This is a genomic window from Nitrincola sp. A-D6, assembly GCF_000764495.1.
In the GTDB taxonomy this organism is placed as follows: Bacteria; Pseudomonadota; Gammaproteobacteria; order Pseudomonadales; family Balneatricaceae; genus Nitrincola.
This window is the reverse complement of the sequence record NZ_JRLB01000068.1, coordinates 1-3,417: the sequence shown is the minus strand read 5'-3', so window position 1 is coordinate 3,417 and position 3,417 is coordinate 1. Positions and strand designations below refer to the sequence as shown.

Here is a 3,417-nt window from a genome sequence, read left to right as displayed (position 1 = left end):
TCTTTGAACTCTGCCGAGTATTGTTTGTAGGTTCGTTTCTGACTCATAATGACACCTCAATAGCTGACTCATATTGTCGCTAATTAAAGTGTCCGGATCCATTAGACCAGTTCAGATTGGGAGTCAGATTCGGAATATATAGAGCAGAGCCGAAGATAATCGGGGAAAGGAAACGCCCTTGGACTGTCCGAGCCAAGAAAGAAACAACGAAAAGCTTTGGTTCACTAGATAAAGCGGTAGTTCCATTCCTAGAATGGGCAGAAAAATATGCTCCCTCTAGAAGCTGAGCAAAAATATAACAAGGCCAAGCAGCATCGCGCCTTTCAGGCGCTGGACCTCGCTTCGCTCGGCCACTGTTGGCAACAGTTATATTTTTACGACAATCAGGTCCATCTTGATCTAGGAAATATCCAGATATGATTAAAGAATCACAATTACCTGGCTATGGTTTACCTACACTTGCCGTTTTTCCAGAGCCTTGGTTTGAGAAAGGGTTTGGTTATCTGATGTACGAGTGTAAGCTAAAAAAAGATGGAAGCTTGGGATGGTATAAACGCTATCTCAAAGAAGATGAGCACTTTAAAGCTGATTTTTACAACACTCTTGATGAAGCGGTGAAAGCGGCAGAAGAGTCGAACGAATCATTGAGCAGGGAGGTGGATACTCTTAGTATCTCTAGTGCTTCGAAATCTTCTATATGCCTGAAAGTTGAAAAAGCTGTAACAGTAAGAAAAAGGCGCCTTCTGGAAGAGCATCTAATGCTATCAGAGGCAATAAAACGAAATATTGAAAACAATTTAGTTGAACCAGAAAGCGTAGTCGTTCCGGACGATGACGAAAATCTGAGATCGGCACTTATTGGAGTTTTAAAGAAAACTCCATATGTACAGTTGGTTAGGCTCACGAGATATGGCATAACTCTGCTAAAAGATGATCGAAAGTGGGTGCGTGCAGAACATACCAAAAAGACAGCAACATACTGTTATAGAGAACGTATAGCTAGGGGGTTTGGCTATTCAGGGTGCACACACTGGGGTAAAACTAAGGCTGCTATTAGATCAATGCTTTTGCCTAGGGCAAACAAGCTTCTGCAGCTAGCAAGTGTAAAGAGAATATTGGATGAGGCTAAATCACGTGGTTTAAAAGTTGTGGTTTTGGGTGGCTTTGTTTTTTGGTTCGAAAGCAAGAGCAATGTGGGTTGGAGTGTTAAAGAACTCAGCGAATCTTCATCTAGCGATACAAATCGAACTCTTTGGTTAGAAGGTACGATACTTTCAAAAAATCATGGAAGAATCGTAGTGCTTCCCTATATTAAAGAAGATGGTAGCCACGTGCTTGGTCATACTAAAAATTCACCGCACGATGGTAGGGCTTTGCCAAGGCATAAAGACGAATACGTTGAGCTTCCATTCGAAATGTTAAAAGATGATCTAATGTTCAGTTTATTCGGCGAGCTTAAATATGAATAATTTATAGCGTTGAGAAATATAACAAGTTGATGCTGTTCGTTCCGGCAACTGCGTTGCCTACACCGGACCTCCGCTTCGCTTCGGTCGCAGATCAAAGCGTTATGTGTACTCATTGATGCTCGGCGTATTTCGAGCTACTTGGATTTTTTCTAAAAAAGAATAAGAGTCTTCAAGTAAGTTTGTTGGCATATTCATACTTTTATTGAAGGAAATCCTGGCTTCAAGTAAATCAAACATATTGAATTTGGCATTCATTTTGGCGTCACCTTCAGGTGTTCCTCTCATGTCGCTTACACTTCCATCGCTATTAACTCTTAAAAGTGGTGGAGGTAAAAATGCTGAGCTTAAATCACCTTCTCCAGCTTTCATTAAAGCATTGGCAAGATCCATGGATTCTTTGTAGCTCATATTCTTAGGGTCAACTGATTCAGCAAGCTCACGAATAAACCGCTTTTCCGGCTGCATATTGCCGGTAACGGGCGTATTGAGAGGCAAATTATTGCCGCTTTTCTGTGTTGGCGTTATAGATGATGCGCTTGTTGAGTTTCCAATTTGCATAGTTAACTCCTAATATTGATGGCTATAAATTAGGTAGCAAGCCGTATGCCAATAAACTGGTGCGTACAAACACATAACAAGTGCATCAAATTCGTTCCGGCCCTGAAGGGCCTCCACCGGACGGCCTTGTCAGGCCGCCGTTTATGCAGGCGTTGAGACTGTCGGATAAGTCCCCCAGCCCTTGGCTGGTGGCACATTGATCCGCTAAAATCGTTGAAACGAATTTGAGATCAGAGGTGGCAAGGGATGGCGCGGTATAAGCACTACGATTACAACCAGACCAAGATGATTCCGCTACGTTTCGCGGATCAAATCCAACCTGGCACCTTTGAGTATACGCTGAACCATGTAGTGGATAATGATCTCGATCTCAGCGTGTTTGAATCCCGCTAACGCAATGACGTCAACGGTGCTCCGGCCTATGATCCGGCGATTCTGCTGAAGGTGGTGTTATTTGCTTACTCCCGAGGCATTACCAGTAGCCGCAAGATTGCGCAGGCATGTCGTGAGAATGTGATTTTCATGGCACTGTCGGCTGACAGCCAGCCCCATCACAGCACGATAGCCGATTTTATCTCCCGCATGGATGAAGTGATCGCACCGCTGTTTACGCATGTTCTGATGGTCTGTGATGGGCTCAACCTGATTGGTCGGGAGATGTTTGCCATCGATGGCTGCAAGCTACCCTCTAATGCCGCCAAAGAGTGGAGCGGTACACGCGCTGAATTAAACCGCAAACAAGCCAAGATAGACCGTGCTGTTTCACGCATGATGACCGCGCATCAGCAAGGTGACCGTGAGGATCAGCCCCCTGAAATCCTCGCCCGAGAAAAGGCTCAGATTGAGAAACTGGAAAAGGTCTCTGCCAAGATAAAAAAGCACTTAGTGACCGCGCCTGAACGGCTCGGTCAGCGTGGTACTCCGGTAAAGGGAAATATCACTGATCCCGATAGTGCAAAAATGACCAAATGGCCGGGAGCCATTTGGCGCGTAGCCCGCAGGGTGAGTCTCATGGATGAGACGAACAATACTTCACGGGGCGTGATACAGGGCTACAACGGTGTCGCTGCTGTTGATAACAAACACCAGATCATTGTCCATGCGCACGCCTATGGCGCCGGTCAGGAACAACACACCTTGGAGCCCATGTTAATGGGCATTCATCGCCAGTTCCGGCAGATCGAACCGGACTCCTCGATTCTGCGCAAAGCCAAGATCACGGCTGATAGTGGCTTCCACAGTGACGCTAATATGAAGCTGATCTATCGCTTGGGTATCGATGGTTACATTGCCGATAACCAGTTCCGCAAACGCGATCCACGCTTTGCTGAATCCGTAACCTTCAATAAAGCCCAGGCACAGCGACGTAAAGAACGTGGTGGCCAGGTGG

Annotated in this window: 4 protein-coding genes; 3 read left to right on the top strand and 1 reads right to left on the bottom strand. The window is 45.7% G+C overall.

What is annotated here, in order from left to right:
• Positions 1–416 precede the first annotated feature (416 nt).
• Positions 417–1,469: a hypothetical protein gene (locus LH51_RS11150; protein ID WP_200881863.1), complete on the top strand. Its 1,053-nt coding sequence runs from the start codon at positions 417–419 to the stop codon at positions 1,467–1,469.
• A 99-nt stretch (positions 1,470–1,568) separates the two neighbouring features.
• On the opposite strand, the gene LH51_RS11145 is transcribed toward LH51_RS11150, so the two are convergent.
• On the bottom strand, positions 1,569–2,027 hold the full coding sequence (locus LH51_RS11145) for a hypothetical protein (protein WP_036520048.1): 459 nt from the start codon (positions 2,025–2,027) through the stop codon (positions 1,569–1,571).
• A 246-nt stretch (positions 2,028–2,273) separates the two neighbouring features.
• On the opposite strand from LH51_RS11145, the gene LH51_RS22680 reads away from it, so the two are divergent.
• Complete coding sequence (locus LH51_RS22680; protein WP_200881864.1) at positions 2,274–2,420, top strand: hypothetical protein; 147 nt, start codon at positions 2,274–2,276, stop codon at positions 2,418–2,420.
• 54 nt (positions 2,421–2,474) lie between these two features.
• Positions 2,475–3,417, top strand: a 943-nt coding sequence (locus LH51_RS22675) for a transposase (RefSeq protein WP_235263681.1), incomplete at its 3' end; no start/stop codon positions are given.